Source organism: Marinobacter daepoensis DSM 16072, assembly GCF_000421165.1.
Taxonomy (GTDB): Bacteria; Pseudomonadota; Gammaproteobacteria; order Pseudomonadales; family Oleiphilaceae; genus Marinobacter; species Marinobacter daepoensis.
The window spans coordinates 421970-444443 of sequence record NZ_ATWI01000008.1; the positions used below are offsets into that span (position 1 = coordinate 421970).

Annotated in this window: 26 protein-coding genes; 14 read left to right on the forward strand and 12 right to left on the reverse strand. The window is 56.9% G+C overall.

The features are described from left to right. Nucleotides 1–257 precede the first annotated feature (257 nt). Nucleotides 258–1940 (forward strand): AMP-binding protein, encoded by a 1683-nt coding sequence (locus tag K325_RS0102560; protein WP_029652686.1) that lies wholly within the window; start codon nucleotides 258–260, stop codon nucleotides 1938–1940. 89 nt (nucleotides 1941–2029) lie between these two features. Here K325_RS0102560 and K325_RS0102565 read toward each other — a convergent pair whose 3' ends face one another. Next, complete coding sequence (locus K325_RS0102565) at nucleotides 2030–2224, reverse strand: hypothetical protein (RefSeq protein WP_029652687.1); 195 nt, start codon at nucleotides 2222–2224, stop codon at nucleotides 2030–2032. A gap of 127 nt (nucleotides 2225–2351) precedes the next feature. Between K325_RS0102565 and K325_RS0102570 the strand changes: the two genes are divergently transcribed. Further along, nucleotides 2352–3251: a LysR family transcriptional regulator gene (locus K325_RS0102570; RefSeq protein WP_029652688.1), complete on the forward strand. Its 900-nt coding sequence runs from the start codon at nucleotides 2352–2354 to the stop codon at nucleotides 3249–3251. A gap of 1 nt (nucleotide 3252) precedes the next feature. Here the strand turns inward: K325_RS0102570 and K325_RS0102575 are convergent, their stop codons facing one another. Next, nucleotides 3253–3981 (reverse strand): transglycosylase SLT domain-containing protein, encoded by a 729-nt coding sequence (locus tag K325_RS0102575; protein WP_476738560.1) that lies wholly within the window; start codon nucleotides 3979–3981, stop codon nucleotides 3253–3255. Nucleotides 3982–4071: 90 nt separating this feature from the next. Here K325_RS0102575 and K325_RS0102580 point away from each other — a divergent pair, with 90 nt between their 5' ends. Beyond that, a complete protein-coding gene (locus tag K325_RS0102580) occupies nucleotides 4072–4902 on the forward strand; it encodes a DUF2059 domain-containing protein (RefSeq protein ID WP_029652690.1) in 831 nt (276 codons plus the stop codon). Nucleotides 4903–4970: 68 nt separating this feature from the next. Here K325_RS0102580 and K325_RS0102585 read toward each other — a convergent pair whose 3' ends face one another. Continuing rightward, nucleotides 4971–5249, reverse strand: coding sequence for a peptidylprolyl isomerase (locus K325_RS0102585; RefSeq protein ID WP_029652691.1), 279 nt, complete (start codon nucleotides 5247–5249; stop codon nucleotides 4971–4973). Nucleotides 5250–5431: 182 nt separating this feature from the next. Here K325_RS0102585 and K325_RS0102590 point away from each other — a divergent pair, with 182 nt between their 5' ends. The 3 genes from K325_RS0102590 to K325_RS0102600 are packed head-to-tail and all read left to right on the forward strand — an operon-like array spanning nucleotide 5432 to nucleotide 8454. After that, nucleotides 5432–7018 carry an ABC-F family ATPase gene (locus K325_RS0102590; RefSeq protein WP_029652692.1) on the forward strand — a complete coding sequence of 529 codons (1587 nt, stop codon included), beginning with the start codon at nucleotides 5432–5434 and terminating at the stop codon, nucleotides 7016–7018. Between the two features lie 52 nt (nucleotides 7019–7070). Next, the gene (locus K325_RS0102595; protein WP_029652693.1) at nucleotides 7071–7628 is read left to right on the forward strand and encodes a DUF1415 domain-containing protein; all 558 of its coding nucleotides are present in this window, start codon (nucleotides 7071–7073) and stop codon (nucleotides 7626–7628) included. 43 nt (nucleotides 7629–7671) lie between these two features. Beyond that, complete coding sequence (locus K325_RS0102600) at nucleotides 7672–8454, forward strand: sulfite exporter TauE/SafE family protein (protein WP_029652694.1); 783 nt, start codon at nucleotides 7672–7674, stop codon at nucleotides 8452–8454. A 33-nt stretch (nucleotides 8455–8487) separates the two neighbouring features. On the opposite strand, the gene K325_RS0102605 is transcribed toward K325_RS0102600, so the two are convergent. Both K325_RS0102605 and K325_RS0102610 read right to left on the reverse strand, forming a co-directional pair. Further along, entirely contained in the window at nucleotides 8488–9900 is a 1413-nt protein-coding gene (locus tag K325_RS0102605) for a sodium-dependent transporter (protein WP_029652695.1), read from the reverse strand. A gap of 92 nt (nucleotides 9901–9992) precedes the next feature. Next, nucleotides 9993–11090, reverse strand: coding sequence for a Leu/Phe/Val dehydrogenase (locus K325_RS0102610; protein WP_029652696.1), 1098 nt, complete (start codon nucleotides 11088–11090; stop codon nucleotides 9993–9995). Nucleotides 11091–11382: 292 nt separating this feature from the next. Here K325_RS0102610 and K325_RS0102615 point away from each other — a divergent pair, with 292 nt between their 5' ends. Further along, nucleotides 11383–12129: an AzlC family ABC transporter permease gene (locus K325_RS0102615; RefSeq protein ID WP_029652697.1), complete on the forward strand. Its 747-nt coding sequence runs from the start codon at nucleotides 11383–11385 to the stop codon at nucleotides 12127–12129. Next, nucleotides 12119–12430, forward strand: a complete 312-nt coding sequence (locus tag K325_RS0102620; RefSeq protein ID WP_029652698.1) for an AzlD family protein — start codon at nucleotides 12119–12121, stop codon at nucleotides 12428–12430. Before K325_RS0102615 ends, K325_RS0102620 begins: the two co-directional genes overlap by 11 nt. Nucleotides 12431–12457: 27 nt before the next feature. On the opposite strand, the gene K325_RS0102625 is transcribed toward K325_RS0102620, so the two are convergent. Genes K325_RS0102625 through K325_RS0102635 form a run of 3 tightly spaced genes read right to left on the reverse strand, consistent with a single transcriptional unit; the run spans nucleotide 12458 to nucleotide 14752 of the window. After that, entirely contained in the window at nucleotides 12458–13120 is a 663-nt protein-coding gene (locus K325_RS0102625) for a hypothetical protein (RefSeq protein ID WP_029652699.1), read from the reverse strand. A gap of 46 nt (nucleotides 13121–13166) precedes the next feature. Continuing rightward, complete coding sequence (locus K325_RS0102630) at nucleotides 13167–14333, reverse strand: GNAT family N-acetyltransferase (protein WP_029652700.1); 1167 nt, start codon at nucleotides 14331–14333, stop codon at nucleotides 13167–13169. Between the two features lie 59 nt (nucleotides 14334–14392). Further along, nucleotides 14393–14752: a hypothetical protein gene (locus K325_RS0102635; RefSeq protein WP_029652701.1), complete on the reverse strand. Its 360-nt coding sequence runs from the start codon at nucleotides 14750–14752 to the stop codon at nucleotides 14393–14395. A 166-nt stretch (nucleotides 14753–14918) separates the two neighbouring features. Between K325_RS0102635 and K325_RS0102640 the strand changes: the two genes are divergently transcribed. Further along, nucleotides 14919–15608: a response regulator transcription factor gene (locus K325_RS0102640; protein WP_029652702.1), complete on the forward strand. Its 690-nt coding sequence runs from the start codon at nucleotides 14919–14921 to the stop codon at nucleotides 15606–15608. Beyond that, entirely contained in the window at nucleotides 15605–16924 is a 1320-nt protein-coding gene (locus K325_RS0102645) for a sensor histidine kinase (RefSeq protein ID WP_029652703.1), read from the forward strand. Before K325_RS0102640 ends, K325_RS0102645 begins: the two co-directional genes overlap by 4 nt. Here the strand turns inward: K325_RS0102645 and K325_RS0102650 are convergent. Further along, on the reverse strand, nucleotides 16901–17107 hold the full coding sequence (locus K325_RS0102650) for a hypothetical protein (RefSeq protein WP_084694147.1): 207 nt from the start codon (nucleotides 17105–17107) through the stop codon (nucleotides 16901–16903). The two genes, K325_RS0102645 and K325_RS0102650, sit on opposite strands and share 24 nt — an antisense overlap. Nucleotides 17108–17117: 10 nt before the next feature. Here K325_RS0102650 and K325_RS0102655 point away from each other — a divergent pair, with 10 nt between their 5' ends. From K325_RS0102655 to K325_RS0102670, 4 genes are all read left to right on the forward strand, one after another. Continuing rightward, nucleotides 17118–17723 carry a YigZ family protein gene (locus K325_RS0102655; protein ID WP_029652705.1) on the forward strand — a complete coding sequence of 202 codons (606 nt, stop codon included), beginning with the start codon at nucleotides 17118–17120 and terminating at the stop codon, nucleotides 17721–17723. Nucleotides 17724–17794: 71 nt separating this feature from the next. After that, nucleotides 17795–18322: a DUF4136 domain-containing protein gene (locus tag K325_RS0102660; protein WP_029652706.1), complete on the forward strand. Its 528-nt coding sequence runs from the start codon at nucleotides 17795–17797 to the stop codon at nucleotides 18320–18322. Between the two features lie 20 nt (nucleotides 18323–18342). Next, the gene (locus K325_RS0102665) at nucleotides 18343–18702 is read left to right on the forward strand and encodes a translation initiation factor Sui1 (protein ID WP_036192887.1); all 360 of its coding nucleotides are present in this window, start codon (nucleotides 18343–18345) and stop codon (nucleotides 18700–18702) included. 47 nt (nucleotides 18703–18749) lie between these two features. Beyond that, nucleotides 18750–20003 carry a D-amino acid dehydrogenase gene (locus tag K325_RS0102670; protein WP_029652708.1) on the forward strand — a complete coding sequence of 418 codons (1254 nt, stop codon included), beginning with the start codon at nucleotides 18750–18752 and terminating at the stop codon, nucleotides 20001–20003. A 71-nt stretch (nucleotides 20004–20074) separates the two neighbouring features. Here the strand turns inward: K325_RS0102670 and K325_RS0102675 are convergent, their stop codons facing one another. From K325_RS0102675 to K325_RS0102685, 3 genes are all read right to left on the reverse strand, one after another. After that, entirely contained in the window at nucleotides 20075–21721 is a 1647-nt protein-coding gene (locus K325_RS0102675; RefSeq protein ID WP_029652709.1) for a fatty acid--CoA ligase, read from the reverse strand. Nucleotides 21722–21786: 65 nt separating this feature from the next. Continuing rightward, complete coding sequence (ppnP, locus tag K325_RS0102680) at nucleotides 21787–22068, reverse strand: pyrimidine/purine nucleoside phosphorylase (protein ID WP_029652710.1); 282 nt, start codon at nucleotides 22066–22068, stop codon at nucleotides 21787–21789. Between the two features lie 70 nt (nucleotides 22069–22138). Continuing rightward, complete coding sequence (locus K325_RS0102685) at nucleotides 22139–22471, reverse strand: Na+/H+ antiporter subunit G (protein WP_029652711.1); 333 nt, start codon at nucleotides 22469–22471, stop codon at nucleotides 22139–22141. Nucleotides 22472–22474 lie beyond the last annotated feature (3 nt).

The following is a 22474-nucleotide window of genomic DNA, read 5'->3' on the forward strand; positions in this document are numbered from 1 at the left end:
AAATAAGGACAGAGCGTGTTGACGGTTTCATAACAACCTCCTGAGGTGATGACAGTCTTTACGCCGTTAATTTTACTCTAGACGAGACTTGACGATTGTCACGAACTGTTTTGCGCGGTGGGTCTCAGATTCGAGCTAAACGGCCAATGGCGGGGAACGTTATTGCTATTGAGGTGGTCGGAAAGTTGGCTAGTATGGAATCGATAATAAAAGATCTATTCCAGACAACCAGAAGATAACAATAACAAGGACGCACAATGGCCATAGACCCCAAAAAACAGACTTCTTTGCATTGCCTGTATTACTGGGCGGAACAGACCCCCGATAATGTTTACCTGACCCAGCCGTTCCCGGATGGACACGTGGAGGATATAACCTGGCGCGAGGCGGCCGGGCAGGTGTCGCGCATGGCTGCCCACCTGAACAGCCTTGGATTGCCGGATCGCAGCAGTATCGGGATTCTGGGCAAGAACAGTGCCCACTGGATTCTCGCCGATCTGGCCATCTGGGCTGCGGGCCATGTCAGTGTGCCGCTCTACCCAACGCTGAACGGGGAGAGCGCGGCTTACATTCTGGAGCACAGTGAGACCCGGTTGCTGTTCCTCGGAAAGCTGGACGGCACGGCGGATGGCTGGGATGACATCAAGGGGCACTTACCCGATGATCTGCCTCTGGTTTCCCTTCCGCTTTCGCCCCGGGACGATGTCCCGACGTGGGAAACTATCATCGAAGCCATGTCTCCGGCACAGCCGAAACTGCCCGATCCCGATGATCTGGCAACGATTGTGTATACCTCGGGGAGTACCGGCAGGCCAAAAGGTGTCATGCACAGCTTTCGGACGATGATCTCAGTGGCGGACGGGCTTCAGCAGTTGTTCCCGGTCTCATCCAGTGAACGGATGCTGTCCTATCTGCCCCTGGCTCATGTGGCTGAGCGGGCCGCGGTGGAAACGCAGTCTCTGTATTATGGTTTCCATCTCTACTTTGCGAATTCTCTGGACACCTTTCAGGAAGATCTCCAGCGGGCCCGTCCCACGCTGTTCTTCTCTGTGCCACGACTCTGGATGAAGTTTTATCTGGGCGTAAACGCCAAGCTGCCGCCCAGGAAACAGAAAATCCTGTTCAATATTCCGGTTCTTAATTCGCTGGTGAAGAAAAAGGTGCTCAAGCAACTAGGCCTCGATCACTGCCGGGCCGCGTTGACCGGGGCGGCTCCGTTGTCCTCCGAAATCATTGGCTGGTATCGAAGCCTGGGTCTGGAGCTGCTCGAAGTGTACGGAATGTCTGAAAACTTTGGCTACTCCCACGCCAACAGACCGGGCCAGGCGAAAGTCGGGACCGTGGGCATGGCAAACCCGGGCGTTGAGCATCGGATTGGGGACGGTGGGGAAGTTCAGGTCAAAAGTCCGGGCCAGATGTTGGGCTACTACAGAAATGAAGAAAAAACCAAAGAAGACCTGACGGAAGATGGTTTCCTGAAAACCGGTGATATGGGGGAAATTGATGCCGATGGTTGCCTGCGAATCACTGGGCGGGTGAAAGACTTGTTCAAAACCTCGAAGGGCAAATATGTGGTGCCGGTGCCTATCGAGAATCGCTTCAACCATCCGAAGGCGGAAGTGGTGTGTGTGGCCGGTGCGAATCAACCCCAGCCCTGCCTGATGGTGCTGCTCTCCGAAGAAGCCCGGGACGATCTGGAAAGAGGTGGTGATCGGATCGCGCTGGAGCAGGAACTGGCCGGGGAGCTGGATGCTGTGAATGCCGGATGCGAATCCCATGAGAAAGTGGCATTTGTGGTAATCGTTCGTGAACCCTGGACCATGGAGAATGGCATGTTGACGCCAACCATGAAAATCAAGCGCAATGTGATCGAGGACTTTTACAATCGCAAAATGGATGAATGGTTTTCCCAGAAGCGGAAAATTATCTGGGAATTCTGAGTGCCACTGAATTCACCCTGAACAACAAAAACGCCGGTATGTTTCCATACCGGCGTTTTTGTTGGCGAGGTCACGTCAGAGTGCGGGGATCAGTGACCGCCCTGAACCTGAGGAACATCCTGCGCCACGGCCACAGCTTTGCGATTGAAAATACGCACCTTGCGGCTGATAAACTGCATCGCTTGTTTTGCGGCAGCGCGGGTATACTGGCGCCGGACCTCAGTACTGTTGTGGAGGACACTTGACGGCAGCGGTTTAACGGTTGCGATATGGCTCTGAGTCATAGCGCCTTCCTCCTTCATCTGGTGGATTGTTAGCGATCTATCTTTAATTTACGTACGATTCTAAGGATTCTTTTTTGCAGTTTGAATACGGTAAACTCCGTACTCTTGTTGCAAATATGCAGTGATTATGGACTGGGATTATCTTCGATATATAAGGGCCCTTGCAATAGGCGGAACGCTGGCAAAAGCAGGTGAACTTCTGGGCGTTCACCAAACCACTGTTTTACGGCGGCTTGACCAAATGGAGGAGTCGCTGGGCGTGCAGTTTTTCGAGCGAAACCAGACGGGATTGCAGCTCACCCCGGTCGGCGAAATGGCTTTCCGTGAGGCTGAACGGCTGGCTACCGATATGGAAAACCTGGAGCGAAAACTGGTAGGGGAGGATTCCGCACCGGTCGGCAAGGTCCGGGTTGCCGCTGAAGACATCATGGTCAATGAGTTGCTCAGCCCGATTCTGGCCGAAATGGTGCGTTCCTATCCGGAAATTGAACTGGAGGTGCTGACCGACAACGATGTCGCCAACCTCAGTCACCGGGAAGCCGATCTGACTCTGCGGCCAGAAAACAAACCTCAGGCAACTCTGGAAGGTGAACGTATTGCCGCCATTGAATCGGCGGTTTACGGTGCTGCCAGCTACTGCCGACGGCACCGGAACATGGATATTGAGAACGAGCCGGAGGCCTGCACCTGGATCTTGCCGGATGAATCGTTCAGTCATCTGGCGACGGGGCGCTGGTATCGCAAACAGCTTAAGAATGCGACATCGGTTATACGCTGTAACAGCCTGCAGTCCATGCATGCGCTGGCTCGTGCGGGGGCTGGCCTGGTGGTCTTGCCTTGTTATCTGGGTGAGGCGACCAAAGAACTCCGCCGCTTGACCGATCCGCTTGAGGGAGAGAGCGTTGATCTCTGGCTACACGTCAACCAGGATACCCAGCAAATGGCCAGGGTCAGGATCGTGATGGAGTTTCTGGTGGACCGACTGCAGACTCTGGAGCCGGTCATTGAGATTTCCGGCGCGCTCTAGCTCAGTCCCTGGCGGAGCAGAAGGGCCAGAACTCGTACCAGCGCCAGCACTGAAATTCTGTTTCACAGTGGGCCAGTTGGTTGTGGTAGCGGTAAGCCCGGGCTCTGACACGGGAAGCCAGAGAAACAAGCTCTGGCTTCTGATCAAACGAACGCCGGGCGTAACCGCTCCGCCCTTCATGGTAGGCGAGGTAGAGTTCTCTCGGAGCGGTAAAGGCAATACCCAATTGCCGATGACTGAGCCGGTTGTACCAGCCGACAAAGTCCAGGGCGTATTCCATATCACTGCGCACGGTCAGCCAATCGCCATCGTTGGCAGCCAGATATTCCTGCCAGGCCGGGTCCAGCGCCTGGGCGTAACCAAAAGCGGTGGTTGGCCGTGTCCATGGGATCAGCCCCCACAGTTGGGTGCGAGGGGGCCTGGCATGACTGCGAAACGACGATTCGTAGTAAACGAAGGCCATCTGGGTGGCTATGGGCGTACCCCATCGCTGTTGTGATGCCCGGGCATAGTCATACCAGGCAGGGTGCTCCCGGAAAATCTCACAAAGGTGTTCCGGGTTGGCGGGAGGGTCTGGCGCCAGCAGGCTGAAACGCAGTGTGGCCCAAACGCCGATCACAACGCCGATGATGGGTAAACCATACCACCTGGCCCGGGTTGCCCAGGCTTTGTTTCGTGAGGCCCGGCGGCGCTTCTTTTTTCGGCCAGGCCTTAAGGGAATCCCTACCAAACCGTCATCTCCTGAAATGAGGGATTACTTGCTGCCTGCCTGAGGCCCATGGCATAAGAGACTCATCATGATAGTCAGGATGATAGGTAAATGAAGCGAATGTCCCTAGTTAAACCTGTTTTAGTCGCTGCCATGCTGGGGGTGGGTTCCGCTCAGGCTGCCCCCGATGCTGCTGAGGTTCTTGCAGCTTCGCCAATTGACGAGATTGTTGAGCAGTATCCGGCCATGCTCAGCCAGGGAATCCGGGAGGGGTTGAAAAGCCGGGGAGAGGTTCCCCCCATGGTGGCGGATACCGTAGGTTATGTGGTGAGCAGCAGTTTCAGTGCGGCAAAGATCGAGCAGCGGATTATTACTGATCTTCAAGCCCGGCTTTCCAGCGAGCAACTGGAAGCGGTTCATGAATGGTACGGAACCCCCGTCGCCCGGAAAATATCAGCCGCTGAGATCGCGGCGTCCGCCCCTGAAGCCTGGCAGAACATCCAGGCCCGGGCCCCGGAACTGAACCGTAAGTTTAAGGGAAGCACTAAGGCCGGGATGTTTGAACGATTTGATCGCGCCGCCCGCGCAACGGAAAGTGCGGTTGATACGACCATTGCTGTTCAGCTTGGGTTGGCAACGGCTATGTCGGCGCTCAGCAGCGAATCCGTGCACTATGAGCAGCTTGAGCAGCGGATTGAAAGCCAGAGAGGGGTGCTACGTGGGGTTGTTGGCCAACAGGTCTATGACAGCTACCTGTACACCTATGAAAACATCAGTACCCAGGAAATGGGGCTTTACCTGGGTTTTCTGGAGAGCCCGGCAGGAAAGCAATTTTCCCGTGTCATTACCTCAAGCATTCAGCAGGCTGTTATGGACCCGGTGGAGAGTATTGGCCGGCAGATGTCGCGTTTTCTGTCACCTGCCCCGGCAGGGGGGCAGTAGCCAGAGCGCAGAACGTGCAGAACCGACTACCCTGATTTCCGGGCAGTCGGTGGCAATGCTAACGCGAATCAGCTGCGGCTGGTGACTTCCAGAAGGTGGTAGCCAAACTGGGTCTTGATCGGGCCAATCACCGTATTCAGGTCGCTGCTGAACACCGCCTTGTCAAACTCCGGCACCATCTGGCCAGGGCCAAAGGAGCCGAGATCGCCGCCGTTACGGCCAGAGGGGCAGGAAGAGTGCTGTTTGGCGACGTCAGCAAAATCCTGGCCGCCTTCGATCGCTTTTTTCAGTTCTTCACATTTTGCTTCGCTGTCTACCAGAATGTGGCGTGCGGTTGCTTGTGCCATGATTCGTGTCCTGTTGTTGGATGAATGGAACGTCTGAACGGGAATGCTGCCCTCAGTGACGGTTGGAGGCAAGTGGTTTTTGTCCGCGTTTCTTCGGCCTCACAGTCTTTGACGCAAACCTGTACAATGCCCGCTCCTGTTTTGCCGGCCTGTGCCGGCCTTCACTTCAGTAGGGTTGTCTCTTGATTTCCACCGCCAATCTCACCATGCAGTTCGGGGCTCGTCCCCTGTTTGAAAACGTCTCCGCCAAATTTGGTAACGGCAACCGATACGGGCTGATCGGCGCCAATGGCTGCGGTAAGTCCACCCTGATGAAGATCCTTGGTGGTGATCTTGAACCCTCCTCCGGGCAGGTAATGCTTGAGCCGAATACCCGGTTGGGAAAGTTGCGTCAGGATCAGTTTGCCTATGAATCCTGCACCGTGATTGATACGGTCATCATGGGGCATGAGGAGCTCTGGCACGTCAAGAAAGAGCGAGATCGCATCTACTCGTTGCCGGAAATGAGTGAGGAAGACGGTATGGCCGTGGCGGACCTGGAGGTCCAGTTTGCCGAAATGGATGGCTATACCGCTGAATCCCGGGCCGGAGAGTTATTGTTGGGCCTTGATATCCCGATGGACCAGCACGAAGGCCCCATGAGTGCGCTTGCTCCAGGCTGGAAGCTGCGGGTGCTGTTGGCCCAGGCGTTGTTTTCAGACCCTGATGTATTGCTGTTGGATGAGCCCACCAACCACCTGGATATCAATACTATTCGCTGGCTCGAGAACATCCTGATTGCCCGCAACAGCACCATGATCATTATCTCTCACGACCGTCATTTCCTGAACAGTGTCTGCACCCACATGGCGGATCTGGACTACGGCGAGCTGCGCCTGTTCCCGGGTAACTACGACGAGTACATGACCGCAGCCACGCAGGCGCGGGAAAGGATGATGGCGGATAATGCCAAGAAAAAAGCGCAGATTGCTGAGCTTCAGCAGTTTGTCAGCCGTTTCTCTGCGAATGCCTCCAAGGCCAAGCAGGCCACCTCCCGGGCTCGCCAGATTGACAAGATTCAGTTGGAGGAAGTGAAGCCGTCCAGCCGGGTGAGCCCGTTCATACGCTTCGAGCAAGGCAAGAAGCTGCACCGGCAGGCGGTCACCATCGAGAAGCTCACCAAGGGATTTGATAATGGCCCGCTTTTCAGCAATCTGGAACTGCAGATTGAGGCCGGAGAGCGGGTTGCGATCATCGGGCCGAACGGTATTGGCAAGACCACCCTGTTGCAGTGCCTGGCAGGTGCGTATGCGCCGGACAGTGGTCAGGTGAAGTGGACAGACAGTGCCGAGGTTGGCTATTTCGCCCAGGATCATACCGCCGACTTTTCGGAAGATGACACACTCTCCGAGTGGATGGCACAGTGGACTACTGGGGGAGATCAGCTGGTTCGGGGCACGCTCGGGCGTATGTTGTTCTCCGGTGATGAGATTGGCAAATCCGTGCGGGTGTTGTCCGGTGGTGAACAGGGGCGGATGTTGTTTGGCAAGCTGATTCTCCAGAAGCCGAATGTGATGCTTCTGGATGAACCGACCAACCACCTGGATATGGAGTCGATTGAGGCGTTGAACCTGGCGCTCGAAAACTATCCGGGAACGCTGATCTTTGTCAGTCATGACCGGGAGTTTGTGTCTTCGCTGGCAACCCGGATCATTGAATTGAGCCCGGACGGGGTGACCGATTTCAGTGGATCCTATGATGATTATTTGCGGAGTCAGGGGTATCTGTAATCCGTGGTGCTGCGACAAGCGCCGGGGCGTTAACTGACACAGGAATCAAACAGTGAAAGAACCTGAGATTATTCGTGCCACCCGAAAATGGGTCGAAGAGGTGGTGGTGGGTTATAACCTGTGTCCGTTTGCCAGGCGTGAGTTGGTGAAAAACCGGGTGCGGTTTGTGGTGACAGAGGCCTCGACAGACGAAGCCCTGCTGCAGGTGCTGCAGGAGGAATTGCTGAGGTTGCGGGATGAGCCGGAGGTGGAGACAACGTTGTTAATCCACCCCGGCGTACTGCAGGATTTCGGAGCCTATAACGAATTTCTGGATGTGGTGGATGGTTTGGTGGTCTACCTGGATCTGGAAGGTGAGTTCCAGGTGGCGAGTTTTCATCCGGACTACCAGTTTGCCGGAACAGAGCCCGAGGCCGCAGAGAACTACACCAACCGCTCGCCATACCCCATGCTGCATCTGTTGCGGGAATCGAGCCTGGCATCGGCGATAGACGCGTATCCGGATGTGGATGGGATTCCGGAGCGGAATATCGATCTGATGAATCGTCTGGGGGTAGAGCACATGCGCGCGGTTCTGACGTCGTGTTTGCAACCGGTGGCGAAGGACTGACCGCTGCTCCCTGTTTTTTCCGGCCGTGAATGATGTTGGTGTTATGTCTGACTTGTCCCTGATTCAGTATGCCCTGATTGCCCTGGTGTTTGTCTGGAGTGGCTTTGTTCGCTCCGGGCTGGCGTTTGGCGGTGCCGTGCTGTCTCTGCCCTTTCTGTTGCTGATACACAACGATCCGCTGGTGTACCTGCCGATCATCTCAGTTCACTTGCTGATTTTTTCATCGTTAACGATCTGGATGAATCACCGGAAGCAGACGGCGCAGGCGGAAGGTGGGGTCGTTTCCGGTACGGTGGACTGGCGCTATCTCCTGAAAATTCTGGGTATCATGATTGTCCCCAAGATCATCGGGGTATTCGGACTGATTACGCTGCCAGCCCTGGTTATGAGCTCGATCATTTTTGTGATCGTCTCGGTCTACGCCTTGTCTTACATTCTCAATAAGCCGTTCCGAAGCAAGAGCCCGTTCGTGGACGCTGTGTTTCTGATGCTGGGTGGCTACATCAGTGGTACCTCGCTGATCGGGGCGCCATTGATTATTGCGGTGGTGGCGCAGCATCTGCCCCGAGAGCGCTTGCGCGATACCCTGTTTGCGCTCTGGTTTATCCTGGTGACCATCAAGATGGGCGCTTTTATCTGGGCCGGGGTTGACCTCCAGCTGATTCACCACCTCTGGTTGTTGCCTTGTGCCACGGTTGGGCATTTCATTGGGCTCTGGTTCCATGAGCGGATGCTGAAGTCTGATCCGACCGTGTTCTTCCGTTTTCTGGGCGTTGTGCTGCTTGTGGTCAGCTCGCTGGGGTTGTGGAGGGGGATCACTGGCTAGCCCCCGGCACAGGCCGGGGGCGGGTTACCATTGTCAGATCAGGTTGTAGATGAAAACGATGCCAACGGCGACCGGTGTGATGAACCGGACGGTGACAAACCAGAGGTTGAACACGCCCGGAGACAGGTCCAGCTCTTTTTGCATGGCGGGTTTGGACATGACCCATCCGGCCATGATGGCGACCAGAAGACCTCCCAGCGGCAACATAATGTTGGCGGTAAAGAAGTCCAGCAAGTCAAAAACTGTCTTACCTTCCAGTTTCGGTATGAAACCCAGCGGCGCAACGTCAGACCACAGGTTCAGTGACAGAATGGATGCAATACCCAGAGCCCAGCAGACAGTGCCCGCGCCAAGAGTACTCATGGTACGGTTGAATCCCTTCTGTTCTTCCAGCCATTCGACGATGGGCTCCAGAAGTGAAATGCCCGAGGTCCAGGCGGCAAAAATCAGCAGTACGAAGAACAGGGTGCCAAACAGCGAGCCCATGGGCATCTGACCAAACGCCAGTGGTAATGTCTGGAAAATCAGGCCTGGTCCTGCACCTGGCTCAAGACCATTAGCAAAGACGATCGGGAAAATGGCAAGGCCCGCCAGCAAGGCAACACCGGTATCAATAATCGAGACGGTCACCGACGTTTTGGCGATGGAGATCTTCTTGGGCAGGTAGGAGCCGTAAGCCATCATGACCGCCATGCCGAGGCTCAGGGTGAAAAACGCGTGGCCCAGAGCGACGAGAACACCGGAGGTGGTGAGCTTGGAAAAGTCTGGCTGGAACAGGAAGGCTGCTGCCTGACCGAAATGACCGGTGGTCATGGCGTATCCTACGACGGTCAGCAGGAGTACAAACAGGGCTGGCATCAGTATGCTGACGGCCCGCTCCAGTCCGGAGCGCACACCTTTGGCCACCACGAGCATCACCAGAGCCATGAAGACCGTATGCCACAGCAGCAGAGTGCCCGGGTCACTGAGCAGGCCGGAAAACATGGCTCCGACCGCATCGGCTGTCTGGCCGGCCAACTGCCCGCTGGCCGTAGTTCCTACGTAGGAAATGGCCCACCCGCCGATCACAGAATAAAACGACAGAATCAGAAAGCCCGCAAGGATACCGACGGCTCCGACCAGCCTCCAGGCAGGGTTCAGGCCATCGATGTGAGCAATGGCGCGGATGCTATTAGCCGGGCTGTGGCCTCCACGTCGGCCGATCATAACCTCGGCCATCATGATTGGGATACCAATAATGGCTATGCAGAGCAGGTAGACGAGGACAAAAGCGCCACCGCCATTCTCGCCTGTAACATAGGGGAACTTCCAGATATTGCCCAGGCCCACCGCGGACCCGGTGGCGGCGAGAATAAACGCGAGCCGCGAGGACCAGAGCCCGCGCTGTGCGTTGGAGCCCTCAAGAGAGCCGCTATAGGCTGCAGAGCCGGATGATGAGACAGACATGGTTTTCTCCCGAAGATCTTGTTTTTGTTACTGGGGTTAAAAAAACGGAGCCGCAGAGCCTGCGGCTCCCAAGGGGAAGCACCGGTATTGAATTACCCGGTGCAAGTCAGCCGCTGGGGCGCCAGCCCAGCACCCGCGGCGTGCTTTTTGAAACGCTCCTCCGCCAGTTCGTTGGCGATGGTGCCGGTAGGAAGCCCGGTACGCTCGGAGCGTTCGAAAATTTCGGTCAGAGTATCGCCAATGGTTTCGACGTGAGCCCGGACGTTGTCGGGGGAGCCTCCTGTGCGTTCATAGAACACGTCGATGATGCCACCGGCATTGATGGCAAAGTCCGGGGCGTAGAGAACGCCCCGGCGTTTCAGAGCTTCGTCATGTTCCGGACGGTCCAGAAGGTTGTTGGCGGCACCAGCCACGATGCTGGCTTTCAGTGCCGGGATGCTGTGGTCGTTCAGGACGGCTCCCATGGCGCAGGGGGCCACCACGTCGACAGGCAGGGTCAGGATGTCTGATGACGACACGGCGGTTGCCCCCAGTTCCTCCACTGCGCGTTGCAGGTTGTCGGTGTGGATGTCTGTCACCCAGAGCTCCGCGCCAGCCTGTTTCAGGTGTCTGGCCAGCCGGAAACCGACGTTGCCAACCCCCTGGATTGCGACTTTCAGGCCAGTAAGGTCGGAGCTGCCAAACCGGTGTTTGACAGCGGCTTTCAGGCCGATGAAGGTACCGTAGGCCGTCACTGGTGAAGGGTCGCCATTGCTAGGGGTACCGTCAAAACCGGGTCTTGAGGCAATGCCGGCAACGTGCCGGGTCTGTCGGCCCATGATTTTCAGGTCCGATACACTGGTGCCGGAATCTTCGGCCGCAATGTAGTGGCCGCCGAGGCTTTCCAGATGCCGTCCCATGGCTTCCAGCAGCGCTTCTGTCTTGTGTTTACGCGAGTCACCGATGATCACCGACTTGCCGCCGCCAAGATCCAGATTGGCAAGTGCAGACTTGTAGGTCATGCCCCGTGAGAGCCGAAGAACGTCGCGGACGGCTTCTTCGTCTGTAGCGTAGGGGTACATCCGGCAACCACCCAGGGCGGGGCCTCTTGAGGTGTTGTGGATGGCGATGATGGATTTGAGGCCGGTTTCGGCATCGCAGAAAAACGACAGGTGTTCGTGGTGATCGAACTCCGGATGGCTGAAAAGCATGTTGAAATCCTCTACCGTGCAGCCGGGTTCCGGCGGCAGGTGTTGTCTTGTTTTTGTCTGTCTGGCTTGTGGCCAGCATCTTGATTTCCGTTGTCCCACCCGAAGGATTGGTCGGGGTGCCCTTTTGGGGCTGGACGAGGATCAAGCTAATCCAAGTTTACGTGAACGTCAACCTCGGGTCATGACAATGGCCAAACGATGGGTCTAACTGTCTGAGTGCCGGTGCTAAAAAAAGAGAGTGTTGTGGTTATTACTTATACGCGTTTTGCCGTATCAGGCTTAGTTTCTTGAGATGTCTACGCTCTCCTATCCTTATCAGTTTGAATCACGGAAGGTCTGGTCTGAGTTCTTCCGCTTGTTCCCCATCTCGTTGTTCGTGGTGGCGTTTGGTGCTGCCTTTGGGCTGGCTGCGATTCAGGAGGGGTTGACGCCGCTGCAATCCATTCTGATGAGCACCACCGTATTCGCCGGCGCGTCGCAGTTTGCTGCGGTGGATATCTGGGGAGCGGAGGTGTCGATTCTCCCATTGGTTGCCGTGGTGTTTGCCATCAACTCCCGGCATTTGCTGATGGGGGCGTCGCTTTATCCCATGCTGCGGGAAGTTCCGCCCGGGCGTCGATACGCACTCTTGCTGTTACTGACGGATGCTAACTGGGCGGTGTCGGCTCAGGATTACCAGAATGGTCGACGCAACCTTGAGGTTATCGTTGGTGGTGGTCTGGTGCTGTGGCTGGCGTGGATCATCGGGACAGCGCTGGGGGTGTATTTTGGTGGTCTTTTGCAGAACCCCAAAGCATTCGGGCTGGATATGGTGCTGGGGTGCTTTATGTTGGCCATGGCCCTGGGAGGGCGGAAGTCCCCCAGAGTACTGGTTGCCTGGAGTGTCGCCGCAGTTGCATCACTGGCTGCCTGGAAATGGCTGCCGCCAAACATGCATGTGGTTGTCGGTGCGATTGCAGGCGGCCTTGTCGGCTTGATCTGGCAGAGCCCGGAAACAGCCAGCAGCGGTGCTGATGAGGAGGTGGCGGATGGCCATTGAGACCTCTCCACAAGGCGTTCTGGCGCTCATTGCTGTGATGACGGTAGTCACGCTGATCACCCGTTTCGGTGGCGTGTTTGTGATGTCTTTTGTGCGCATTAACCCCAGAATCGAAAGCTTTATCAACACCATGGCCAGTTCGGTGCTGATCGCGATCATCGTGCCCATGGCGTTCAGTGGCGACCTGGGTGCCGTGGCCGCGCTTGTGGCCACCGCTGCAGCCATGCTGGCGTTTCAGAAGCCACTGCCTGCCATTGCCGCGGGCCTGTTGGCGGCCGCTCTGGTGCGATACCTGGTGTAATCCGGTACTGGTACCTGGTCGAGGCGGCTAGCCTAACCGAATAGCCCTGTGCCGGACGGCGTCGACGAGATGACTCATTAAGTCGCGTGCGTCACCATCGTGAAGACTGTGATATTTGTCATGCAGCACTCGCCGGTCGTGGTCGGAGGCGTCGCTTCGGACCTCTTTGACAAGGTCGAGGTACTGACAGGCTGAGAGATGGGCTTTGATCTCCAGATCGATGATACGGGTAAGGAGGTCGTCCACGTTCTCGTGGCAAAAAGGACGATGCCGGTTCAGAAGGCGGCGGGCTTCAAGGGCTGCGTTTCTGGCTTCAAGGCGGAGGTCACCGGCGGACTCTCCCGCGTCTACGCTCCTCAGGAATTGCCCCAGACGCTCGTGCAGATGCCAGATCGCCGGCCAGATTTCCTGATAGGCGCTTATCTCCATCTGATAACGGGCGTGATCAAGTGAGGCCGTGCCTGGGCTTGCGGCAGTATCCGGGCGATTGAAGTGGCTCACCCGGATATCATCCACTTCGCGCCAGAGCGTGTCTGACCGGTCCCGCAATGCGGATAGCTGGTGCTGACTCTGGCGCTTCGAGCGCATGGCAACCGCGAGGGCGACCAGCGCAAGTATTACGGCACCCAGTGCAACCGCCATGGCTGGGTTGGCGGAGGTAAACAGGTTTTCTGGCAGGCTTGTGTCCATAGTCTCTTGCCCGGTTTATGTCCTTTACGGGCCTTCAGTATAGAAGTTAATGCGCCGATTGTTCTTTAAATGGCAGTAACGTTTCGGCCTCAGCGATATAGGCCTGCACCTGTTCGGATTCCTCGTGAACGGCCTCGGAAATGGCCTCCCGGAAACCTGGATGTCGGATACCGTGCCATGAATGGGTGCGGGTTGGTTCAAACCCCCGAATGAGTTTGTGTTCACCTTGTGCGCCGGCATCGAAGTGACTGAGCCCGAGCGACAGAGCCAGTTCGATGCCCTGGTAGTAACAGGTTTCGAAATGCAGATGCTTGTATTCCTCCAAGCAACCCCAGTAGCGCCCGTACAAGGTGGATTCACTCTGCAGGAACAGGGCCCCGGCAATCATCTGGCCGTCTTTCATGGCCATGATCAGGTGCAGATGCTCCGGAAGATCCCTATGGAGTTGTTCGAAGAAGGCCTGGTTCAGATACGGTCGCTGGCCTCGTTTCAGATACGTGGCCTGATAAAAAACATAGAATGCAGCTAACACGTGGGCGGGTATGTTCTGGCCGTGAAATCGAGTGAACGTAATGTCTTGCTCCGCTACCTGCCGCCGTTCTTTGCGAATGGCTTTGCGCCTGCGCGAATTCAGGGCCGAGAGGTAATCAGTGAAACTTTGGTAGTTGCGGTTGTGCCAGTGAAACTGACAACCAAGACGGTGAAATCCCTGACCATTATTCAGCAGTATCTGGTCCTCGCTGTCTGGAAACAGCACATGCCAGGAATGAGCGCCAAGCCGGTCGGTGAGGGCGTCGAGAGCATTGTGAAGAAGCTGTGGCGTCAGGTGCTGGCGCAGCTCCGGGGCCAGCAGCAACCTTGGCCCGACGGATGGGGTAAAGGGGATGGCGACCAGCAGTTTCGGGTAGTAAGGCAGTCCATAACGCTGATACGCTTCGGCCCACCCCCAATCGAAGACGTATTCGCCCCTGGAGTGAGTTTTCAGGTAGGCGGGGGCCAAACCGATTAACTGGTTGCCATGCCTGAACACAAGATAGCTCGGGGTCCAGCCCGTGTCGGGCGAGGTACAACCGCTTTCCTCCAGCGCCTGAAAAAACTCCCGTCGAAGGAAAGGGTTAGAGGTGCCCGCCAGTCGCTGCCAATCCTCATCAGGAATATCGGCAACGCTGGCGCGGGTTTCAATAATCAGGGTTTTCAGGATTGGTTCTGACATGGATGGCATCAGGGTTGGTGATGGAATCCCTTAACCATACGACAGAACCCTCGCTCTGATCACTCCTTGTCTTTGCCTGAGCCCTTTTCGCACCGTTCCTGCATGTTTTTCTGCCACTTGGCCATGCGCTCGGTTTGCTGTTCCTGGCGTTCCTTGTGAATCTGGTTCCAGGTTTCACGTTGCTCTTTGGTCAGTTTCAGACGATCGGCCATGTCTGCGCGGTACTGCTCTCTTTCCGCCTTGCGCGCTTCGTGATTAAAAGGGCCTTTCCCCTGCCGGGCATTTTCGCACATTTCCTGCTTGTTCCACGTGCCATCCCGTTCATGCTTGCCATACCGGTCGGCGAAGGCGGCGGGACTGGCTGCCATCAGTGTGGTGAGCAGGACACCGGTGGTCAGTAGTACAGTTTTTGCGTTCATGGTTATTACCTCGTGGTTGTTCATGAAGGTTGTCAGCCATGGTACGTGGCGCAACGTCAGGTGATGTCAGGGCTACGTAAAGGTTGGGTAAAGACAAAACCTGTGCTCCGGGAGGTTGCGCCGCGCCATGCTAGACTGTGCCCGGGCACATCCCAGAGGTAAGACGATGCAGAACCGGGTTTTGTTGATTGAAGACGACGACGAGTTGCGGGAATTGCTGGCACGGTATCTGGTTAACCAGGGTTTTAGCGTGCGAGAAGCCGCGAACGGGCGCGATGGACTTGTGCTGGCTTTAGGTCAGGATTGCGACATCGTGGTGCTGGATATCATGCTGCCTGATATCAACGGTCTGGATGTGCTCCGGGAATTGAGAGGCAGGACCCATCTTCCGGTTATTCTGCTGACGGCCCGGGGGGACGAAACCGACCGGATTGTCGGCTTTGAGGTGGGGGCTGACGATTACATCCCGAAACCCTGTAACCCCAGAGAGTTGGTGGCCCGTCTGCAGGCGCTGCTCCGACGGATTGCCTGGGACCAGAAAACCGAGGTGGCCGATGGTCGGGCTTATGGTGATCTGGCGGTAGAGCCCGGGCAGCGTCGCATTTACCAGAACGGTGTGCCACTGGAACTGACGGGAACGGAATATGAAGTGCTTCAGGTTCTTCTGGCCCACGCAGGCAGTGTCGTGCGGAAGACAGATCTGATGCAATGGGCTCTGGGGCGTCGCCTGGAGGCCTACGACCGGACGCTGGATATGCACATCAGCAATCTGCGCAAGAAACTTGGCAATGATCATCCTCCCCGGATCGAGACCGTCCGGGGGCTTGGCTACAGTTATCGGATACCCGCACCATGAAGCGTTTCATGTTTCCGTTGTTCTGGCGAATCTTTCTATCGATCTGGCTGGCCATGGCACTGACGGTGGCGGCCAGCCAACTTGCGACCCGCTTCCTGCTCGACCGGGAACGCCAGGCGATTGAACGCCAGGTTGGGCTCCAGGCGTTAGCCAGAGAGGCGCTGGTGATTCGCGAGCGCAAAGGGCGTGGTGATGCATGGCGGTTTCTGCGTGGTGAGGGTGAGCGTCTGGATCTGCACCTGATGTTGATCGAAAAGGAGCAGGGCGAGCACCGTTTACCCCGGGTGATCCGCGAGCGTATCCAGTCGGGGTGGTACCCGCACAAGCCCGCGGTGATTGAGCTGCAGGAGGGATATCAGCTGGTAGCCTGGCCTCGCATGGGGGGCGAGGGCTGGCTGGACCCGAGGATGTTCCGGTTTGTCGAACTCGGGCTTGCCTTTCTGATGATTTCGCTGGCTTGCTGGTGGATTGCCCGCCTGGTGTCCCGGCCTCTCAAACATATGGAAGGAACGGCCCGGTCGATTGCCGCTGGTGATACCCGTTTAAGGGTGTCTGACCGGATTGCCCGGCGACGGGATGAAGTCGGGCAGTTAGCGACGGCTTTCAATGGCATGACGGACAGGCTGTGTCAGTTGCTGGACCGACAGACTCAGCTTATGAGAGACATTTCCCACGACCTGCGTACGCCGCTGGCCAGGCAGCGGGTGGCGATTGAATTGGCGGCAGATAGCGGGGCGGATGAAGGGTTAATGGAGAGCATCCTTCGGCAGAATGAGCGCCTGGAGGCAATGACCGGTCAGATTCTGACGCTTTACCGGGTATCCGAGGCCGGGGGTGACATGGCGCGGGAACCCGTGAAACCTCTGACGTTGCTGAACCAAGTGTTGCAGGACGCCGCAGATTATGCCGAACATCAGGGGGTAGACTGTAAGCTGGTTTCCTCGGAGCCAGGCAAAGGGGTGTCGGTGCTGGGTGATCGTGGCCTGCTACAGCGCGCCTTCGACAACGTATTGCAGAATGCCCTCGACCATACGCCCCCGGGTAAATCCGTCCACATTGCCCTGGTAACCACGGATGATGATCAGGTTCAGGTAACTATAACCGATGAGGGCCCCGGTGCGCCGGACGATCTGCTGCTGCACGTGTTCGAGCCTTTTTTTCGGGCGGATAAGTCCCGCAGCGGCCATGGGTGGGGGCTTGGGCTGGCCATTGCCCGTGATATCATCACGGCCCATGACGGGCAGGTCAGCGCCCGCAACAGTGATGGTGGCGGCCTGATGGTTACTCTGGCGCTACCGGTCTTTGTGGGTAGCTGAGGGGTTGGGGTCGCCGGGCTTGCCCTGAGGCTTTTCCTTCCCGGGTTTCAGATCTGCAGCGGCTGAGAAATCAATGCCCTCCTGCAGCTCGTCTTCGTCAAACCGGATGCCGCATGCCGCTTTTCGGGTCCGGGCCGGGGCGGCGGTCCCGGGCGGTTGGTGTTCGTCGTTGTCAGTTGCCATAGGATTGCTCATGAGTAAGGATTACCCGATTCCCGCAGGATACCTCGAGCGGGAAACGGAAGTGAAGAAAAGCCGCTTTATTGCCCGGGTTTACCCGGTTCGGGCCCGGGACGAGGTTCGTGCCTTGGTGGAGCAGGCGCACCGGGATTATCCCGATGCCCGCCATGTGTGCTGGGGGTATCAGATCGGGCGGCCCGGTTCGGCGGCGGAGGCGGCCATGAACGACGATGGAGAACCTTCCGGGACAGCGGGAAAACCGATCCTGGGCGTGATTCAGCATAAAGACATGGGCGATGTGCTGGTGATCGTTATTCGCTACTTTGGTGGCATCAAGCTGGGGGCCGGTGGCCTGGTGCGTGCCTATGCAGGCGCGGCTGAGAGTGTACTCTCTGCGGTGGACCGGGTGGTCCAGCAAGTGCGGGCCATGGCGCACGTCGGCTGTGGCTTTGCCGATGAGCAGCCGTTGCGCCACTGGTGTGAAGGGCACGAAGGGCGAATCGAGGATATCCAGTACAGCTCTCGCGTGACGGCGACAGTTTCGCTGCCGGAAACGCACCAAGAGGAATTCGCGGCTTTTTGCGATGCCCACAAAATGGATTACCGTTTTGACACCTAGTGTTGTGGGTCAGGCCGTGTGCCGCGGGTCAGCGTATACTGAAAAGCACTGAAGATCTTGGAGTGTAGCCTATGCGTACCCTGATGTTGACTGCGATGGTACTGATTCTGGCCGGGTGTGCCAGTAACGTGGTGACAGACTACAACTCGGCCACGGTTTTCGGGGACTACAGCCGTTGGGCGTTTGCCGGGAGTGAGCAGGATGATGCTGTCACGACACTGGACGATGCCCGGGTCCGGAACGCGGTTGAGCGAGAGCTTAGTCGAAAAGCCATGAAAAAGGTTGCGGAAGCCGATGCAGATGTTCTTGTTGGCTGGCAGATTGTGCCGGAAGAACGGCTGGAGCAGGTGGGAGTTGGCCTGGGCTTTGGATTTGGCCGTGGCAATTTCGGCTGGGGGGTATCGGCGCCACCACCGGTGCGTGAAATTACGGAAGGTAAACTTGTGGTCCGAATGGTTGATCGCCAGACCGACGAGGTGGTCTGGCAGGCATCCAGCCGGCGTTACCTGAACGAGAACCAGTCTCCGGAAACCCGTCGCAAGTTGATCGATGAGGTTGTCTCGGACATGTTTTCCCAATACCCTCCGGGCCTGAACTGATTGCTGAACGGGGCGTATTCATGGGTATGAACAAGGGTAAGGGCGGTCTTGTATTCTCTACGGACCAGGGGCGGATGTGCCCGGGCTGCAGAGAGCCTGTCGATGCCTGTATCTGTACAGCGCCCCAGCGGCCTGCGGGGGATGGCATCGTTCGGGTAAGCCGGGAGACCAAAGGACGTAAAGGCAAAGGGGTGACCCTGGTGACCGGAATCCCGCTGGACGACAACGCGCTCAAAGCCTACGCCAAACAGCTAAAAGCGAAATGCGGTACAGGTGGTACAGTAAAGGACGGTGTGGTGGAAATTCAGGGCGACCAGAGAGACATTCTGGTTCCGTTGCTGGAACAAAAAGGGTGGACGGTCAAGCGCGCCGGTGGTTAGTCCGCCGGTACTGAAAGGCCAGGACGGATCAAACAGCGGAGGCACACATGCATATAGCGGTACTTGGGGCAGGGGTCGTTGGTATTACCACGGCATGGTACCTGCAGAAACAAGGGCACCAGGTAACCGTGGTCGACCGTCAATGCAAGTCCGGGCTTGAAACCAGTTATGCCAATGGTGGACAGGTTTCGGTCTCTCACGCAGAGCCCTGGGCGAATCCCTCTGCTCCGCTAAAAGTGGCCAAGTGGCTGTTCCAGCCGGATGCCCCCCTTCTGTTCAGGCCTCGTCTGGACCCGTATCAATGGCGTTGGGCTCTGTCCTTTCTGGCCCAGTGCACCTCCGCCAAAGCGGCTCACAACATTCGCCAGATGGTGACACTCGGCACCTATAGTCGCGGCTGTCTCCAGGACCTGAGAGCCGAACTCGGCCTTGAGTATGACCATCTGGAGCGCGGTATTCTGCACTTCTATACCAACCCGGTGGAGTTTGAAGCTGCCCTTGGACCTTCCCGGATCATGAGAGATCTGGGATGTGACCGCCAAGTTATCGATGCCGGCCGGGCGGTTGAGCTGGAGCCGGCGCTGGAGCCAATCCGGCATCGTATCGCTGGCGCCACCTACACGTTAGAGGACGAAAGCGGAGACGCCCGTCAATTTACCCAGGCACTGGCCGGAAAGTGCAAAGAAGCTGGCGTGGCGTTTGAGTACGGTACGGAGGTCCTGGGCTTTGATCGCGCCAGTGACCGGATTCTGGGGGTTCTGGCTCTGAAGGACGGCAAGCATCAGACTCTGAGGGCTGATAGCTATGTACTCAGTCTTGGCAGCTTCAGCGCCATTCTGGCCAGAAAGCTCGGTATGTTTCTGAACATCTATCCGGCCAAAGGTTATTCCATTACGGTGCCGGTAAAAAACGAGGCAGCGGCCTTTAACGTCAGTCTTACGGATGATGAATACAAACTGGTTTATTCGCGCCTGGGCGATCGCATTCGGGTGGCAGGCACTGCCGAACTCAATGGTTACAGCCGTGATCTGAATTTCAAACGGTGCCGGGCCATTGTGCGGCGGGCAGCGGAGATCATGCCAGAGGCGGGGTATTGGGATCAGGCGGAGTTCTGGACAGGCTTGCGGCCTGCTACGCCGTCCAATGTGCCCTACATTGGCAAGAGCCATTTCAGCAATCTGTATCTGAACACCGGCCATGGCACGCTGGGTTGGACTCATTCCTGTGGTTCTGCGGCGGCGCTGGCGGATATTGTGGCGGGTAAGCGTCCAGAGGTGGACTTTACGTTTTCCGGGCTCTGAGGCTTATTGGCTCCTGACGCCTGCAGGCTGGCCCGGACAACCCGGGCCGGCCTGTTGAGGTCAGGGCGCCATCACTCCTGTAACTGATCCCGGATCAGTTTCTTGTTGATTTTGCCGACACTGGTTTTGGGAATGTCTTCCACGAACCGCATTTGCTCGGGAATGGCCCATTTGTTGATATCACCGCTGTCGACAAACTGCTGCAGGTGTTGCTTGATGTCCTGTTCGGAAACGGATTCTCCGGGTATCAGTGTGATCAACGCGTAAGGTCGCTCGCCCCACTTTTCATCAGGCACACCAACAACAGCGGCACCGGCAACCGACGGATGCTGACTGATCATGTTTTCCAGGTCGAGGGAGGATAGCCATTCACCTCCCGTTTTGATCACGTCTTTGATCCGGTCTTTGATCGTCAGGGTGTTGTCCGGCTCCATGGAGGCGACATCCCCGGTGTGCAGCCAGCCGCCTTCCCACAGTTCCTCGCCTTTGTCTGGCTGTTTGAAGTAGCTCTGGGTCAGCCAGGGTGCGCGGGCAACGACTTCGCCTTTGGCTTCGCCGTCGTGGGCCACCGGGTTGCCACTCGGATCGACGATCTCCAGTTCGACCATCGGGACTGCAATTCCGGTTTTTACCCGAATTCCGGTTTGCTGCTCCAGTGGCAGATCAAGGTCTTCCGGCGTCAGGTGGGTTGTGCTCAGGAGCGGGCAGGTTTCCGACATGCCGTAGCCTGTGAACATTTTGATGCCAAGCCGGGCACCGGCGTCACACAGGCCTTTGGTCAGGGCGGAGCCCCCGATCAGAACGTGCCAGTTACTGAGGTCGGCGGTTTTAATGGACTTGGTTGCCATCATCATCTGCATGATGGTAGGCACGCAGTGTGAGAAGCTGACCTTGTGTTCCTTGATCAGGTCAACCAGCAACTCAGGTTCGTACCGGCCGGGATACACCTGCTTGATCCCCATCATGGTGGCCGCATAGGGCACACCCCAGGCATGAACGTGGAACATCGGGGTCACCGGCATGTACACCGACGAAGAGCGCAGCAGCGGCATTTCGTCGAAGTGGGCAATGCTGCCCGCCATCGACAGGGTATGCAGCACCAACTGACGATGGCTGAAGTAAACGCCTTTCGGATTGCCGGTGGTGCCCGTGGTGTAGAACGTTGTGGCAACACTGTTTTCATCGAAGTCCGGGAAGGTGAACTGATTGTCTGACTTTGCCAGCAGGGCTTCGTATTCACCGAGGGTCTCAAGCGATGTGTTGCCCGGGGCGTCGTTGTCGGTGACCTGAATCCAGGTTTTAACGGTCTTGATCTCGTCTTTGACGCCCTCAAGAATCGGCAGGAAATCGTCATGGACCAGCACCGCATCGTCTTCTGCGTGGTTCATGGTGTAAACGATCTGCTCGGGGGACAGGCGCACGTTTACGGTATGCAGAATGGCACCAATCATGGGAATGGCGAAGAAGCACTCCAGGTAGCGGGGCGTGTCCCAGTCCATGACGGCCACGGTATCGCCAGGCCCGATACCGGCATCGGTGAGCGCATTGGCCAGGCGATGAATACGGTCTACGAGGTCTCTGTAGGTGTATCTGCTGCGGTTGGCGTAGACAATTTCCTGATCCGGGTTGTAACGCGGACCGGACAACAGCAGCTGTTTGATCAGAAGCGGGTACTGATGGGCATTGTCGGCTGGTTTGAGAATGCGGGTATTTGCCACTTTACGTTCCTCTTTCTCTGCTTATGTTTGTTATCACCGTAAGAAAGATCTGGCTGACAGGCGGCTTATCCGTAAGTACAAAGATACGCCGTGTCGTTGTCGGTTCGTGCTTTGAAGCTTGCCTGTGCAGCAACGTTAAAGCTTTCACCGGCGCCATAGGTTTGCCAGGTATTCTGGCCTGGGAGCAGGACGGTCAGTTCTCCGCTGACCACCGTCATGGTTTCTTTTTCCGAAGTGCCGAACTCATACTCGCCAGCGCTGATGACTCCAACAGTTGCCGGCAGGGTCGTTGTCTGGAAGGCAATGGATTTTACCTTGCCGTCAAAGTACTCATTTACATCCAGCATGGCTTGCTCTCCTGAGCCGTGGTAAAAGCCCTTTCCCTCAGGGAATGGGCTGAAGTGTCATTATCGTCAACTACTGTTCCCACGGATTCCCGCGGGTATTCTCCATGGGTTTTACCCCCATGTGCATGGCGGCCTTCGCCAGCATGTTGGCGCTCACCGGCGCTGTCATCAACAGAAAAACAGTGATCAGGATTTCAGAGATGCCTATGCCATGGCCAGCGCTGCTGAAATAAACCACAGAACTCAGCATGATCGCTCCGACACCCAGTGTCGTGGCCTTGGTGGGGCCATGCAGGCGAGTGAAAAAATCGGGTAGCCGGGCCAGGCCGATTGCGCCGATCAGGGTAAATGCACCGCCAATAACCAGCAGGGCGGAAATGGCATATTCAACGAAGGTGCTCATCGG

Coding starts and splice junctions, on each gene's coding strand:
- K325_RS0102685 (WP_029652711.1), bottom strand. CDS start 22,471: ATGAGCACCTTCGTTGAATATGCCATTTCCGCCCTGCTGGTTATTGGC.
- K325_RS0102670 (WP_029652708.1), top strand. CDS start 18,750: ATGCATATAGCGGTACTTGGGGCAGGGGTCGTTGGTATTACCACGGCA.
- K325_RS0102585 (WP_029652691.1), bottom strand. CDS start 5,249: ATGGCACAAGCAACCGCACGCCACATTCTGGTAGACAGCGAAGCAAAA.
- K325_RS0102665 (WP_036192887.1), top strand. CDS start 18,343: ATGGGTATGAACAAGGGTAAGGGCGGTCTTGTATTCTCTACGGACCAG.
- K325_RS0102655 (WP_029652705.1), top strand. CDS start 17,118: ATGAGTAAGGATTACCCGATTCCCGCAGGATACCTCGAGCGGGAAACG.
- K325_RS0102635 (WP_029652701.1), bottom strand. CDS start 14,752: ATGAACGCAAAAACTGTACTACTGACCACCGGTGTCCTGCTCACCACA.
- K325_RS0102565 (WP_029652687.1), bottom strand. CDS start 2,224: ATGACTCAGAGCCATATCGCAACCGTTAAACCGCTGCCGTCAAGTGTC.
- K325_RS0102640 (WP_029652702.1), top strand. CDS start 14,919: ATGCAGAACCGGGTTTTGTTGATTGAAGACGACGACGAGTTGCGGGAA.
- K325_RS0102605 (WP_029652695.1), bottom strand. CDS start 9,900: ATGTCTGTCTCATCATCCGGCTCTGCAGCCTATAGCGGCTCTCTTGAG.
- K325_RS0102660 (WP_029652706.1), top strand. CDS start 17,795: ATGCGTACCCTGATGTTGACTGCGATGGTACTGATTCTGGCCGGGTGT.
- K325_RS0102560 (WP_029652686.1), top strand. CDS start 258: ATGGCCATAGACCCCAAAAAACAGACTTCTTTGCATTGCCTGTATTAC.
- K325_RS0102580 (WP_029652690.1), top strand. CDS start 4,072: ATGAAGCGAATGTCCCTAGTTAAACCTGTTTTAGTCGCTGCCATGCTG.
- K325_RS0102620 (WP_029652698.1), top strand. CDS start 12,119: ATGGCCATTGAGACCTCTCCACAAGGCGTTCTGGCGCTCATTGCTGTG.
- ppnP (WP_029652710.1), bottom strand. CDS start 22,068: ATGCTGGATGTAAATGAGTACTTTGACGGCAAGGTAAAATCCATTGCC.
- K325_RS0102645 (WP_029652703.1), top strand. CDS start 15,605: ATGAAGCGTTTCATGTTTCCGTTGTTCTGGCGAATCTTTCTATCGATC.
- K325_RS0102650 (WP_084694147.1), bottom strand. CDS start 17,107: ATGGCAACTGACAACGACGAACACCAACCGCCCGGGACCGCCGCCCCG.
- K325_RS0102615 (WP_029652697.1), top strand. CDS start 11,383: ATGTCTACGCTCTCCTATCCTTATCAGTTTGAATCACGGAAGGTCTGG.
- K325_RS0102570 (WP_029652688.1), top strand. CDS start 2,352: ATGGACTGGGATTATCTTCGATATATAAGGGCCCTTGCAATAGGCGGA.
- K325_RS0102625 (WP_029652699.1), bottom strand. CDS start 13,120: ATGGACACAAGCCTGCCAGAAAACCTGTTTACCTCCGCCAACCCAGCC.
- K325_RS0102610 (WP_029652696.1), bottom strand. CDS start 11,090: ATGCTTTTCAGCCATCCGGAGTTCGATCACCACGAACACCTGTCGTTT.
- K325_RS0102630 (WP_029652700.1), bottom strand. CDS start 14,333: ATGTCAGAACCAATCCTGAAAACCCTGATTATTGAAACCCGCGCCAGC.
- K325_RS0102600 (WP_029652694.1), top strand. CDS start 7,672: ATGTCTGACTTGTCCCTGATTCAGTATGCCCTGATTGCCCTGGTGTTT.